The sequence below is a fragment of the Nitrospinota bacterium genome, assembly GCA_016208975.1.
Taxonomy (GTDB): Bacteria; Nitrospinota_A; UBA7883; order UBA7883; family JACRLM01; genus JACQXA01.
In genome coordinates this window covers 1228448-1241077 of sequence record JACQXA010000004.1, presented here as the reverse complement: position 1 = coordinate 1241077, position 12630 = coordinate 1228448, and the positions used below count along the sequence as shown (strand labels likewise).

Below are 12630 nucleotides of genomic sequence, written 5' to 3'. Positions count from 1 at the left end.
GCTATATACTTTCATGGGCGTGGAACCCTTGGTTTCGCCCATTTATTGTAACGCTATATGAAGAAGCTTGGCCGATATCAAATTCAGGATAAGATCGGCAGTGGGGGTATGGGCCTTGTTTTTAAAGGACTAGACCCTAAAATCAACCGCCCTGTAGCCTTAAAGGTCATCCGCTCCTCCACCCTGGCCAAGGATAAAGAAATCCACCATCTGCGGCCAATGGAACGGTTCATGGTAGAGGCCCAAGCCGCCGGGCGTCTTTCCCACCCCGCCATAGTAACCATCTATGACGTGGGGGAGGAAACCCTTCAAGACGGTTCTCTCAGCGTTTATATTGCTATGGAATTCCTTGAAGGTAAAGGGTTGGACTGGCACATCAAGAACAAGACATATAAAAGCCTCGACAAAAAGCTTCAAATAATCAAAGAAATAGCGGAAGGGATGGAATATGCCCACCGCCATAGCGTAATCCATAGGGATCTAAAGCCCTCCAACATAATCATGGTGGAGGGGGATCATCCTAAAATTACCGATTTCGGCCTGGCCCGGGTGCCGGACTCTTCCCTGACTCTTTCCGGCGCAATCATGGGTACTCCCAGCTATATGTCGCCAGAGCAGATTTATGGCAAACGGGTGGATGCGCGGACGGATATTTTTTCGCTGACAGTTATCCTTTATGAGCTTGTAACCGGGGAAAAGCCTTTCACAGGAAGCAACATAACATCCATAATTTTCAACGTTATAAATCAGGATCCAACCCTGCCCACAAGCCTAGACCCGGCGTTGCCCCCAGTTTTGAACTCACTGATCCAAAGAGGGTTGTCCAAGGAACTGGAGGGCAGGTTTTCAAACTTCACCGAATATCTGGGCGCGTTGAATCTGGTTATGGGAGCCCTACCCGCCGGTGAATCTGCAATATCTGCTAAACCAATTGAAAAAACAGCGGGTATTGCCGTAGAAACGCCTTTCCAAGGCCATGAGGAAACCCCTGTGACCGTTTCATTTTTTGAGGGGGAAGTTACCCAGGATTTCATCCCCGCTCCCGCAAAACAGGAGGAGGCTTTTTTGGAGCCCTCCGCAGGTGAAGAGCCTACGCTGGAAATTCCGGCCAGCATGGTTAGGCAAAAGGGGGATACGGCGCTAAAGGCCAAGTTTTCAAAGCTTTTATCGAAATTCCCCCATATTTCATACAGCATGGATGAAAACATGCTGGCGGAACGTATTGAAGAGATGCTCACTAAAATGGGCTTCTATCTGCATGCGGGCATCACCGCCCCCATGGCCAACCTGGCCCGGCAAATAAATTACGAGACTAAACGGGGTCACCTTTATCTACTGCTTTATAAGCCCAAACAGTCCGGCTACAACCTGGTGGATCTTTTTAGGGAACTACTGCGTTTAAATCCGACCATAGACATGGGTGTGGTAATCCCTATTTTCCGTAGCACCGTGACATCGGAGCAACAGCACACACTATTCAAATTCCTGGCGGATTTCGGTGTGAAATACGCCGTTTTCCTCACCCCAAACGTGGTTTTAGACCAGAACATCGCCGAAATCATGAGCGATCTGGTCCGGTACGCGGATTTGGATGTGAACGGTTTTTCGGTCAGGGAGAAGCAACTCCCTGAAATCAAGAAAAACGGAACCGAGGATATAGACACTTACAGAGGTCTGCTGGCCCTGGGTGAAAGCCTTATGAGATCAGGACAGTTTGAAGAAGCTATAAAAGTTTTCACTGAAGCGGTGCTATTCAAACCGGACTTTGCGTTATTGGTTAACCGGGGGGACGCCTATTACAAAATCCGCCGGTACGTTCCCGCCCTTAACGACTACCGGGAAGCCAACCGGTTGAACCAGACCGCCCCCATCCCATACGCGAAAATCGGAGCCTGTTGTTTGATAATGGCCCGGCGCGAGATGGAGGAGGACAACACGGAAAAAGCCAGGAACTGGTTTGAGGTGGGCATTAAGCGCCTGCTTGAATCGGAAAGGTTGATAGAACAATACGAAAGGCAGAATCGCGCCACTCCCGAGAAACTGGCCAAAAATCCATACGCGGCGTTGCTTTCGGCCATGCACGAGGTGGATTTTGAAATAACGGGCTTGGATGACATCAAGAACCGCTTGGCGGAGCTGGCGGCGCGGCTGGCCTACAAGACCCGAAACATGGAAGCGGACGATCCGGAAACAGACCTGGAAATGCTGTTGGACCGGGCGTTGATCCTGGCCGCCAGCGGAAACCAGGCCGAGGCGGAGAAAATATTCCGTAGCGCCCTGAAGCGGGATCCAGCCATTGTAGCGCCCGCTTTCAACAATTACGCCGTCACCTTAAGAAAAGCCGGGGAGTATGGCAGGGCTTATGAAATATACCTGGAGCTTCTCAAATACACCATCCCGGAAAAGCACATCGTTTTGGAAAACATGAAAACCGCAGGATTGAGGCATGCCCTGCAACTGCGGAACATGGGGCGGTTTGAAGACGCGAAAATGGTGTATAAAACCATCCTTGTACAAAACCCCATGGGTAAGGAATGGGTGCTATGCGAACTGGCGTCCACCGACCTGGAGACCGGAGACCAGCCCGAAGCCTGTAGCAGGTTAATCGAGGCCCTTTTCCATAATCCGGGGCTTATGAAATCGGAAGAGTTCAACAGCTACCCGGAGCTGGAAAAACTCCACTGTTTGATCTTAAAAAGGCTGAACCAGGCAAAGGAATAATACCGGAATGTATTATAATATCCTTTAGCAACCACCCTTTGATTAAGCTATAAACAATGCCGGTAGATATAGCCAGTTTAAAATTCCTTATAGTTGACGACAGCAAGTTCATGCGGAGTGTCGAAAAACATGCCTTGGAGGGCATCGGCGCCACAAGCATAACGGAGGCGGGCACAGGCCGGGAGACGGTTGAAAAGCTTGCCACTGAGGTTTTCGACGTGTTGATACTGGACATGATGCTTCCCGACATGTCCGGCATTCAAGCCTTGCAGGCGGGGAAAGCCGCCGGGTTGAACAAGGATATCCATGTAATCATGGTGACCGGTGAGTCGGACAAGGACACGGTTCAGAAAGCCATCAAGCTGGGGGTGAAAGGATACATCATAAAAACCTTGACCACCGAAGACCTTGGCGAAAAGGTGAGAGGTAACCTGGAGCGGCTTTATACGCCAAAGCCCCCCTCCCAGGATTAGTGATCCGCCTGTAACCCTTTAGAATTAAGGGTGGTGTCTCAGTTTGAATCTCAAATAACAGACAGATCCTTCACTACGCTTGCGCTTCGCCCAGGATGACAATGTTAGCAACGGCTTTTATATTGTCATTCTGAGCGTAAGTGAAGAATCTCCCCTGTACTTTCAAACTGAGACGCTACCGAATTAAGCCATTCGTTGACAACCCTTTTAAACAAGCTTAAATTAAATAGGTAGGGAACATTCCTTAACAATCGGTGGCTCGTATGCCTATTAGCATAAACAATTCTTTCACTACCTCCGCCCAGAGAAACATTGCCTCCTCTGGCTCCCGGCTGGCGGACAGTCTTTCAAAACTGGCGTCCGGCAAGCGAATAAACAAAGCCGCGGACGATGCGGCGGGTCTGGCCATTGCCGAACAGTTAAATGCGGACATCGCTTCCGCCGAACAGGCCCAGCGGAACATATCCGATGGAATGTCTATGACCCGCGTGGCCGAAGGGGCTCTGGGAGAGGTGTCGGACATGCTCACCCGAGGGCGGGAGCTTGCCGTCCAGGCCGCCAGCGGCACCTTGAACAGCGAGCAGAGGGCGCTTTTAAACAATGAAATCAGCGCCATCAAGTCTGAAATTGACCGGGTGGCGGGAACCACAGAGTTTAACGGCCAAAAATTGCTCAGTGGCGAGCTGGCCCCTGGCGCCGCCACGCAGGTGAACGTTCAGGCCGGGATCAACAGCACCCCGGCGGACCAGATAAACCTGAATGTGGTGGACCAGGCGGACACGGGAGCGTTAGGTGTTTCCGGGGTGGACATCAGCACCCAGCAAGGGGCGCGGGACGCATTGGCGGCCTTCGATACGGCAATCCAAAACGTGACCGAGAGCCGGGCCAACATCGGCTCGCTCCAGAACAGGTTCGACTCGGCGGCCAGCAACCTGGGCGTTTACAAGGAAAACCTTGTTGCGGCCAACTCCAACATCAGCGACCTGGATTATGCCCAAGGCGTGTCGGACATGAACCGGAACAACGTGCTGAACCAGGCGGCCACTTCGGCGCTGAAACAGGGAACGAAAATTCAGGCCGGGGCGATAGGCTCTCTGCTGAACATCAAAGGCTAGGGTGGTCCTTTCCGGTTAGACCCGCGAAACCCTCGCGGGTTTTTTAATTCTCCGGCTCGGCGGTTTGCACCCGCTTAATATTTTTTGCAAGCCCGGTCAAATCATCCACCTCCACCAGCACGGCGTTTAGTTGGCCGGGGCCATGGGCCTCCTCGAACCTCTCGGGCAACTTCTGTAAAAACCTTTTGAGAATTATGTCCACCCGCACGCCGATTATGGAATGGGCCGGGCCGGTCATGCCCACGTCTGTTATAAACGCCGTGCCGCGGGACATGATTTTCTCGTCGGCGGTTTGCACATGGGTGTGGGTTCCCAGTACGGCGGACACCCGCCCGTCCAGAAAATATCCCAACGCCTGTTTTTCAGACGTGGCCTCGCAATGGGCGTCCACTATTACTATGTTGGTTTCGGCTTTAAGTTTTTCCAGCTCCCGTTCTGCGGCTTTGAAAGGACAGTCCAGCGCGTCCATGAACACCCGGCCCATCACGTTTAGTATGCCCACCTTTTTCCCGCCCCGGGTGGTGAACACGGCGGAGCCTCTGCCGGGAACCCCTTCCGGGTAGTTGGCCGGGCGCAGAACGCGGGCGTCAACCTTGGCTATATCCAGCGCCTCTTTCTTGTCCCACACGTGGTTGCCGGTGGTAACCGCTTCCACCCCGGCGGCGTAAACCTCTTCGAGCATCTCTTTGGTGAAGCCGAAACCGCCCGCCAGGTTCTCGCAGTTGGCGATGACAAAATCGGCCTTCATCAGGTTTACGATGTTGGCCAGGCCTGTTTTCAGCATGCGCCGGCCGGTTCTGCCGAACACGTCGCCGATTACGAGAATTTTCATCCAGTCCAGCCTTTACCGCGCGAAATCGGTGACGCGGGTTTCCCTTATCACCGTAACCTTTATCTCGCCGGGATATGCCAACTCACCCTCTATTTTGCGGGCGATGTCTTTGGCCAGGAAGAAGGCCTCGCTGTCTTTCACCGTTTCCGGTTTTACCACCACGCGGATTTCGCGCCCGGCCTGGATGGCGTAGGTTTTTTCCACGCCGCCGAACGAGTTGCCGATCTCCTCCAGCTTCTGCATCCGCTTGATGTAGTTTTCCAGCATCTCCCTGCGGGCGCCCGGACGGGAGGCGGAAAGCGCGTCCGCCGCGGCCACCAGCACAGCTATCACCGATTCGGCGGGCACGTCCTCGTGATGGGAGGCGATGGAGTTTAACACCACCTTCGGCTCGTTATGGCGCCGGGCCACGTCGAACCCAATCTGCGTGTGGGTGCCTTCCACGTTGTGGTCCAGCGCTTTGCCTATGTCGTGCAACAGCCCGGCCCGTTTGGCCAGTTTCACGTTCTGGCCCAGTTCCGCGGCCATGATGCCCGCCAGAAAACCCACCTCTATGGAGTGGCGCAGGACGTTCTGCGAATAAGAGGTGCGGAACTTCAGCCGGCCCAGGATTTTTATAAGCTCCGGATGGATGCCGTCCACGCCCAGCTCGAAACAGGCTTTCTCGCCCTCTTCACGGATGAGGTTGTTTACCTCTTTGGTCATTTTCTCCACGGTGTCCTCGATGCGGCCAGGGTGTATCCTGCCGTCGTGGATCAGCCGTTCCAGCGTTAGCCTGGCCACTTCGCGTTTCACCGGGTCAAAACAGGAAAGGATGACGGCGTTGGGGGTATCGTCTATTATCAGGTCCACCCCGGTGGCAACTTCCAGCGCGCGGATGTTGCGCCCTTCCCTGCCGATGATCCTTCCCTTCATCTCGTCGCTGGGCAGATCCACCACTGAAACGGTGTTCTCGGCCACATAGTCCGAGGCGTAACGCTGGATGGCGTTAGCGATGATTTTCTGGGCGCGCTCCGTTCCTTCCGATTTGGCCTGGTCCTCGATTTTCTTTATGACCATGGCCGACTCCAGCCGCGCGGTTTCCAGCAAACGTTCTTTAAGTTCCTCTTTGGCCTCATCCGGAGTCATGCCCGAGACCTGCTGGAGCTTGGAAATCTGGTCCTCCACCAACTGGCCATACTCTTCCTCTTTTTTGGCGAGGCTCTTTTCTATTTCGGTAACACGGGTTTCCTTGCGGGCCAGTTCCCGCTCCTGCCGTTCGGTTTGCTCCAGCTTTTTGTCCAGGATCTTTTCCCGGTTGAGCAGGCGTTTCTCCAACTGCTCAATCTCATTCTTGCGCTCGGTGATCTTTACATCGAACTCCGCTTGGGCTTTCAGGGCCGCCTCTTTTGCTACCAGGCTGGCTTCCTTCGTGATGGTTTCAGCCTCTTTTTTGGCGTGGGTCAATATCTGGCCGGCCTCGTTTTTGGCGGCATTTACAGTCTCTTCCGCCTGCTTGCCACCGACGTTCTTGCGAATGGCAAACCCCAAACCAACACCTGCGGCCAATGCGGCAAATACGTAGATCAGAATATCCATAAATTCTGCCTTTCCCTACAGAAGACGTATACATTCAAATAGTTCCGGCAATGAAGGAGACAAAGCGCCTCCATCGCGGACCGTTAGGGAAGCCGGATGACTATGGATCAGTCTTAGGTTAGATAGCTACTTTAGCGGGAATTTATGCCAGCGACGCGCAAGGAGGGCCCGCAAGAGAGCGCAAACGGACAATTGGAGGCATGCGAACCCCCTCAAAGCCGGGCACTACCGCGTATATATGGGCACAAGGCGCGTTAAGGCCGGAACGGAACAACACCCGTCCGGCGCTGGAATTCCACTTTTCGCAAAGGATGGAGGCGTTTTGCAAACAATGGGCGGAAACCACCCCTAAAAACCCAAGGCAAACAGCTAAGCCTAAGGTTAAAACGCCAGCCCCTACAAACCCTATCATGACAGATACCATTGAAATCAAACGGAATCCAAATAAAACCAATTTTTTCTTATCAAAATCCCCCGCCATCGCCGGCTGGCCGCATCTTTTGAACCTGGTTTAACCAGGTGGGCGCCATGGTATCCGTTTTCAGGCTCCCCGGCCATCTTCCATGGAAGACCTCCGGGTCTGCGCAACTCGCGGATCTAAACAGCTCCCGTTCAAAGATTTAATGGCTCAAAAAAATCACAGCCAGGGTCGCACGCGGCAGGGGAGTATTAATTTCTGCCGAAACGGCTGTTTTTTAGCCCGCCCCTCTTTGGAATGCGACTATTCTCAATCATTTATATATCATAAAGAGCGTTCAAGAACAATGAAAAAACGGTAGTGTCCCAGTTTGAAGTACAGGGGAGATTCTTCACTTACGCTCAGGATGACAATATAAAAGCCGTTGATAACATTGTCATCCTGAACGAAGCGCAAGCGAAGTGAAGGATCTGTCTATTATTTGGGATTCAAACTGGGACACCACCGAAAAAACGAGGCTTGCCAGAGGGTATTAAGGCAATTTATAGTCTAATTTCAATTAAAAACAGAGAACTTCCTTGTGATGACTGAAGATAAATACGCCGGATTTTTAAAAAATGTTACCGCTGAATCCGCGGCGGGCCAACTATTGATAGTAGGTTTCGACGGGACAAGATATACCCCCGCCATGGGCTCCGGATTTAAAAAACTAAAACCCGCCGGGGTGATCCTGTTCGCACGGAACATTGAAAACGGCGGACAAACCAAATCCCTCATAGCCGACATTAAAAACCTTATTGAAGACATCACCGGCCTGCCTCCGTTTGTGTGCGTGGATCAGGAGGGTGGCCGGGTGTCCAGGCTTCCCAAGTCTTACCCCGCGTTCCCCACCGCCGCGAAACTTGGAGAAGATGGAAGCGAGGAACTGGTAGAGAAAACCTACGGGCAGATTGGCGCAATACTTAGCGACCTGGGCTTTAACGTGGATTTCGCGCCGGTGCTAGACCTGGGCACCAACACCGAAAGCCCCGTTATAGGCGACCGCGCTTTCTCGCCCGATGCGGATAAAGTGGCCCGCCTTGGCCGGGCCGCCATAAGGGGGTTGAGAGGCGCTGGCATCCTGGCTTGCGGAAAACATTTCCCCGGCCATGGCGACACCAGCAAAGACAGCCATCTGGATTTGCCTGTGGACGCACGGCCCTCAGGGAGGCTGATAGAGGTGGAGATGAACCCGTTCCGCATGGCGGTGGAGGAGCGGGTGGAATTTATGATGACCGCGCACGTGATATACCCGGAACTGGATGAAACCTATCCGGCCACCCTTTCAAAAAAGATCATTACAGGCATTTTGCGTGAACAGATGGGTTATGAAGGGGTGATAGTGGGCGACGATCTGGACATGAAAGCCATCGCCGAGCATTGGCCTGACGAGGAAGGAACCCGCCTGTCTTTCCTCGCCGGGGCGGACATGGCCATGGTGTGCCACGAAACGCCTCGCCGGCAAAAAGTGTTCGACGCCACGCGGGCCATGATAGGCGCCGGTGAGTTGGACGGCGACCAGACGCAAGCAAGGCTGGCGCGGATTTTAAAGCTCAAGGGGAGGCTGGCCTAGTTTTCACCGGCGGGTAATGGCCGCCAGAAACCTTTCCATCCTGCGGTAATGTGTTCCCCGCCAATATACCTTTCCGCAACCGCCGCAACGCCAGAAATTTTCATGCTCCATCAGAACCACCGGGGGCAGGCTGGGCGCCCGGTCTTTAGGTAATGGCTCCACATTTCCATTGCATCGAACGCATCGGGTGAAGGGGCGTATGGATTCGTAAAGGTCGAACCGCTCCAAGACTTCCTTTGCCTGTTCCCTGGGATTTTCAGACTTTACTCGATAACCCCGGGTAACGGATTTTCGTTTCAACAACTCTGTGTCGCGGCTTAAGAGTATTCTTTTCCCGCTTATGGAAATGGCGGCCAGGGTGTCATCGCTGTAATCGTTCCGGTAGGCCGAGTCGAACCCCATCATGCGGAGATATTTCGCCAGGCGCCCCAGATGCGCGTCCAGAACAAACCGGGTTTGACGGAGCGGCTCGGGCCGGATTTTTCCCAGCGAGGCCACGTTAAACGACTCGAACACCGGGTAAACACTGATAAGCTCCCCACCATGAGGCCGATAGGTGAGCGGCGCCGATTCTCCGTTCACCAGCGCCACGTCCACCAGCTCCACGGCGATCCCCAGGCCGCGCAGGATGGATTCCAAAGAATCCCCCGGCGTGAAAAGATGGGTAAACACCCGTTGTCTTTTCTCCGGCGGCAGACAGCTGTTCAGTTCCGCGTAAACGCGGATGTCACACCACCCGCAGTCATCGGCGTTGTTCATGGCGTTAATTCCCGATGACGTGGCTCGCCCCCCTAGGCCTGTTCGGTTCCCCATATCACAGGCGGGGTGATGCCGTTCATCCGGGCATACAGCCACGCCTGGCCGCGATGGTGGACGTTCTCGGCGTATAGCTCCCACAGGATTTGCTCCACCGTAAGCTCCTCGCCGCCCCAGTAGGGTTTCAGCGTCGTTTTTAAAATCGGGTCTCCCATGGCGGACAGATAATTTTTAAGCTCCTGCCATGATTGGCGTATCTGGCTGGCGGCCTCGGCGGGGCTGTGGGGCTGGTTGGCGGGAGCGCCGTAGTCTCCGGGAAAATCGTAGGGCTGGCCCTTGATACTTTTCAGGAAAAACCTGCGGTGGACGCAGGTATGGTGGAGAAGATATATCCACGGCAGGCTTTTGCCGCAAGGTTTCCACATCATTTGTGTTTGGGGGATTTGTTCGGCGGCCTTGGCCATCTGCTCCACCACCTCACCCTGCCTTGTCAAAAAAACATCCAGTGCGCCCATTTTTGATTCTCCCGCGTGGTTAAATGTTTTTCCTGTAAAAGCGATAAATCGCGCTGTGCTATTATAACTTTTATTCCACAGGACAATCCCGATGCGGTTTGTGAAGGAGGGCGGGTTTAATGCGGCTTCTTACGCGTTCCGATTTCGACGGCCTGGCTTGCGCGGTGCTGTTAAAAGAAATGAACCTTGTGGACGGCTACAAGTTCGTCCACCCCAAGGATGTGCAGGACGGCCTTGTGGAAGTCACCGATAATGACATCCTGGCCAATATCCCCTTCGCCGACGGGTGCGGCCTGTGGTTCGACCATCATGCCAGCGAGCATGAGCGGCAAGACCTGAAGGGCCGTTACAGGGGCGCCTCCTACCATGCGGATTCCGCCGCCCGCGTTATCTACGACTATTACGGTGGCAAGGAAAAGTTCGGCCATCTGGACGCGATGATGGAGGCGGTGGACAAGGCCGATTCCGGCAGGCTGGCCGTGGATGAAATTCTAAATCCCAAGGGGTGGATTCTCCTTTCGTTCATTATGGACCCCCGCACGGGGCTGGGGCGTTACCGGGATTACCGCATAAGCAATTACGACCTGATGATGCGGATGATAGACCTTTGCCATTCCAAAACCGCCAGCGAGATACTGCAGGATCCGGACGTGGTGGAGAGGATGAAACGATATTTCGAGCAGGACGCGCATTTCCGCGACATGCTCCTGGCCCACACCCGGGCTGACGGTAACGTGATAATCACAGACCTGCGCGGCGTGGACGAAATATACACCGGCAACAGGTTCATGGTTTACGCTTTATTCCCGGAGCAGAACATATCCATATGGCTTATAGACGGCCGGGCGAAACAAAACGCGGTTTTCGCCGTGGGGCATTCCATAGTGAACCGCACGTCGAAAACGAACGTGGGAAGCCTGATGCTGAAATATGGCGGTGGTGGGCACCCCAAGGTGGGCACATGCCAGGTTCCATACGCCGACTAACGGAATAAACCAGGAGCGTTGTGATGAAAAAGATAGTGGTGGCCTTCGTCGCGCTTTCAATAATGGCCGGCCCGGCCATGGCCAGCGTTAAAACGATAAAACTGGGCAAGGAGCTTTATCACTCCCAGAAGTTCAAATGCTACACATGCCACGGCCAGCGCGCCCAAGGCGGTTCGGCCCCCAACCTTCGGAAAGCGGCTAATAAATTCAGCAAGGCCACATTGCTGAAAAGGGCCGCGCACATGTGCCCACCCACCGGCATGTGTAGCCCGAAACAGTTGGGCGCCATAGTGGATTACCTCCGGTCGCTTTAACCGCCTCCGGATGGCGGCGGGGACGTGATGGGAATTTACGATTTTTACCGGACGAAAATATTCCCGCGGATCCTGGACTGGTCGCTGGACAATGAAAACGTGGAGAGCCACCGGCGGCTGGTCCTTAAAAACGTTTCCGGCGCCACGCTGGAGATAGGTTTTGGCTCCGGCCTTAACCTGCCCCATTACCCCCCGCATATAAAAAAGCTCACCATTGTAGAACCCAACGCGGGCATGAACGCCTTGGCTTTACGCAGAATCAATAAATCACCCATCGAAGTGACCTCCCATCATCTTTCCGGCGAAAACCTGCCGGAACCGGACGATTCGTTCGACAGCGTGGTTTCCACCTGGACGCTGTGCAGTATTGACGATGTGGACACAGCGGTGAAAGAAATCCTGCGGGTTCTAAAACCCGGCGGCGGATTTTATTTTCTGGAGCACGGGCTGGCGGAAAACGAGCGTACAGGGAAATGGCAAACCCGGCTTACGCCCCTAAATATGGTGATAGCCGACGGATGCCGGCTGGACAGGGACATTTGGCGGATAGTGGAGAACGCCGGGCTGGAGCTTACGGAACGCGAGCGGGTGGTTTTCAAAAACGCCCCAGGAATTTTAGGAAGGCTTTATCTGGGGAAAGCTGTCAAAAAATGATGGTTGTATGATTAGTATGAATTTCAGAAATACTATTTTTCAAGAAAGAGTTTTGAAAGAATCCCGGTGCGAGCATAAAAAGCTCTTGAAACGCTACCATGACCAGCCCCTTTGGTTCTGGGCTGAATATAAACCCCCATCTTCCCAGTCAATGCTGTAAATCCAGAGTTAATAATGGTCTTACGCACTAAATCATAATCGGCCTTTATTTGCCTATAAATTTCAGGATCGTCGAGATTAAACGCTTGTACCGAATGCAGGATCGATGATTTTTCATCTTGTCCTTCCCATATTCTCGCAACCACAACCATCTTTCTCAATTTGGCAAGAATATGGCTCTTTTCAAATTCTGTTTTTCTCACATTGACGGGATCTATCATGGTTATAGCCATGGTCTCTTTAACACGCAGGGCGCCATCTTTCTTGCGAGCCAATGAAATTGTCTTAAGCTCCCATGAGCCAAAGTTGGGTGATTGCGAGGAATTCAGCGGTAGGCCAAGGTATCGTTCAATAACGTGTCCGGCCCATCCTTTATTCTTTCTGCCATTTGAAAAAACTGTTACTTCATATTTATCAGCAAGCAGTCTCAGATCCTCTCCAACTATTTTCTTGATTTTTACGACAGCCTCGGCTCTTTCCATGTTTTCAGTCCTAAT

The 12630-nt window shown here is 53.3% G+C and carries 12 protein-coding genes and 1 other RNA gene; 7 read left to right on the top strand and 6 right to left on the bottom strand.

What is annotated here, in order from left to right; translation table 11 throughout:
* Positions 1-108 precede the first annotated feature (108 nt).
* The 3 genes from HY751_09705 to HY751_09695 all read left to right on the top strand — a co-directional run bounded on the left by HY751_09705 (position 109) and on the right by HY751_09695 (position 4309).
* Positions 109-2721, top strand: coding sequence for a protein kinase (locus HY751_09705; protein MBI4666668.1), 2613 nt, complete (start codon positions 109-111; stop codon positions 2719-2721).
* 56 nt (positions 2722-2777) lie between these two features.
* Positions 2778-3194 (top strand): response regulator, encoded by a 417-nt coding sequence (locus HY751_09700; protein MBI4666667.1) that lies wholly within the window; start codon positions 2778-2780, stop codon positions 3192-3194.
* Positions 3195-3457: 263 nt separating this feature from the next.
* Complete coding sequence (locus HY751_09695) at positions 3458-4309, top strand: flagellin FliC (GenBank protein ID MBI4666666.1); 852 nt, start codon at positions 3458-3460, stop codon at positions 4307-4309.
* A 43-nt stretch (positions 4310-4352) separates the two neighbouring features.
* Here the strand turns inward: HY751_09695 and HY751_09690 are convergent, their stop codons facing one another.
* The 3 genes from HY751_09690 to ssrS all read right to left on the bottom strand — a co-directional run bounded on the left by HY751_09690 (position 4353) and on the right by ssrS (position 7387).
* Positions 4353-5141: a TIGR00282 family metallophosphoesterase gene (locus HY751_09690; GenBank protein MBI4666665.1), complete on the bottom strand. Its 789-nt coding sequence runs from the start codon at positions 5139-5141 to the stop codon at positions 4353-4355.
* A 12-nt stretch (positions 5142-5153) separates the two neighbouring features.
* Positions 5154-6719: a ribonuclease Y gene (gene rny, locus HY751_09685; GenBank protein MBI4666664.1), complete on the bottom strand. Its 1566-nt coding sequence runs from the start codon at positions 6717-6719 to the stop codon at positions 5154-5156.
* A gap of 467 nt (positions 6720-7186) precedes the next feature.
* A non-coding RNA gene (ssrS, locus tag HY751_09680) (6S RNA) lies at positions 7187-7387 on the bottom strand.
* A gap of 333 nt (positions 7388-7720) precedes the next feature.
* Between ssrS and nagZ the strand changes: the two genes are divergently transcribed.
* The gene (nagZ, locus tag HY751_09675) at positions 7721-8749 is read left to right on the top strand and encodes a beta-N-acetylhexosaminidase (protein MBI4666663.1); all 1029 of its coding nucleotides are present in this window, start codon (positions 7721-7723) and stop codon (positions 8747-8749) included.
* A gap of 3 nt (positions 8750-8752) precedes the next feature.
* Here the strand turns inward: nagZ and HY751_09670 are convergent, their stop codons facing one another.
* Both HY751_09670 and HY751_09665 read right to left on the bottom strand, forming a co-directional pair.
* Complete coding sequence (locus HY751_09670) at positions 8753-9508, bottom strand: twitching motility protein PilT (GenBank protein ID MBI4666662.1); 756 nt, start codon at positions 9506-9508, stop codon at positions 8753-8755.
* A 32-nt stretch (positions 9509-9540) separates the two neighbouring features.
* A complete protein-coding gene (locus HY751_09665) occupies positions 9541-10020 on the bottom strand; it encodes a DinB family protein (protein ID MBI4666661.1) in 480 nt (159 codons plus the stop codon).
* 119 nt (positions 10021-10139) lie between these two features.
* On the opposite strand from HY751_09665, the gene HY751_09660 reads away from it, so the two are divergent.
* Genes HY751_09660 through HY751_09650 form a run of 3 tightly spaced genes read left to right on the top strand, consistent with a single transcriptional unit; the run spans position 10140 to position 11974 of the window.
* Positions 10140-11006, top strand: coding sequence for an exopolyphosphatase (locus HY751_09660; protein ID MBI4666660.1), 867 nt, complete (start codon positions 10140-10142; stop codon positions 11004-11006).
* Positions 11007-11029: 23 nt separating this feature from the next.
* On the top strand, positions 11030-11320 hold the full coding sequence (locus HY751_09655) for a c-type cytochrome (protein MBI4666659.1): 291 nt from the start codon (positions 11030-11032) through the stop codon (positions 11318-11320).
* A 27-nt stretch (positions 11321-11347) separates the two neighbouring features.
* Positions 11348-11974 carry a class I SAM-dependent methyltransferase gene (locus HY751_09650; GenBank protein ID MBI4666658.1) on the top strand — a complete coding sequence of 209 codons (627 nt, stop codon included), beginning with the start codon at positions 11348-11350 and terminating at the stop codon, positions 11972-11974.
* A 32-nt stretch (positions 11975-12006) separates the two neighbouring features.
* Here the strand turns inward: HY751_09650 and HY751_09645 are convergent, their stop codons facing one another.
* Positions 12007-12615 carry a hypothetical protein gene (locus HY751_09645; protein ID MBI4666657.1) on the bottom strand — a complete coding sequence of 203 codons (609 nt, stop codon included), beginning with the start codon at positions 12613-12615 and terminating at the stop codon, positions 12007-12009.
* Between the last annotated feature and the right edge of the window lie 15 nt (positions 12616-12630).

Coding starts and splice junctions, on each gene's coding strand:
- HY751_09705 (MBI4666668.1), top strand. CDS start 109: ATGGGCCTTGTTTTTAAAGGACTAGACCCTAAAATCAACCGCCCTGTA.
- HY751_09700 (MBI4666667.1), top strand. CDS start 2,778: ATGCCGGTAGATATAGCCAGTTTAAAATTCCTTATAGTTGACGACAGC.
- HY751_09695 (MBI4666666.1), top strand. CDS start 3,458: ATGCCTATTAGCATAAACAATTCTTTCACTACCTCCGCCCAGAGAAAC.
- HY751_09690 (MBI4666665.1), bottom strand. CDS start 5,141: ATGAAAATTCTCGTAATCGGCGACGTGTTCGGCAGAACCGGCCGGCGC.
- rny (MBI4666664.1), bottom strand. CDS start 6,719: ATGGATATTCTGATCTACGTATTTGCCGCATTGGCCGCAGGTGTTGGT.
- nagZ (MBI4666663.1), top strand. CDS start 7,721: ATGACTGAAGATAAATACGCCGGATTTTTAAAAAATGTTACCGCTGAA.
- HY751_09670 (MBI4666662.1), bottom strand. CDS start 9,508: ATGAACAACGCCGATGACTGCGGGTGGTGTGACATCCGCGTTTACGCG.
- HY751_09665 (MBI4666661.1), bottom strand. CDS start 10,020: ATGGGCGCACTGGATGTTTTTTTGACAAGGCAGGGTGAGGTGGTGGAG.
- HY751_09660 (MBI4666660.1), top strand. CDS start 10,140: ATGCGGCTTCTTACGCGTTCCGATTTCGACGGCCTGGCTTGCGCGGTG.
- HY751_09655 (MBI4666659.1), top strand. CDS start 11,030: ATGAAAAAGATAGTGGTGGCCTTCGTCGCGCTTTCAATAATGGCCGGC.
- HY751_09650 (MBI4666658.1), top strand. CDS start 11,348: ATGGGAATTTACGATTTTTACCGGACGAAAATATTCCCGCGGATCCTG.
- HY751_09645 (MBI4666657.1), bottom strand. CDS start 12,615: ATGGAAAGAGCCGAGGCTGTCGTAAAAATCAAGAAAATAGTTGGAGAG.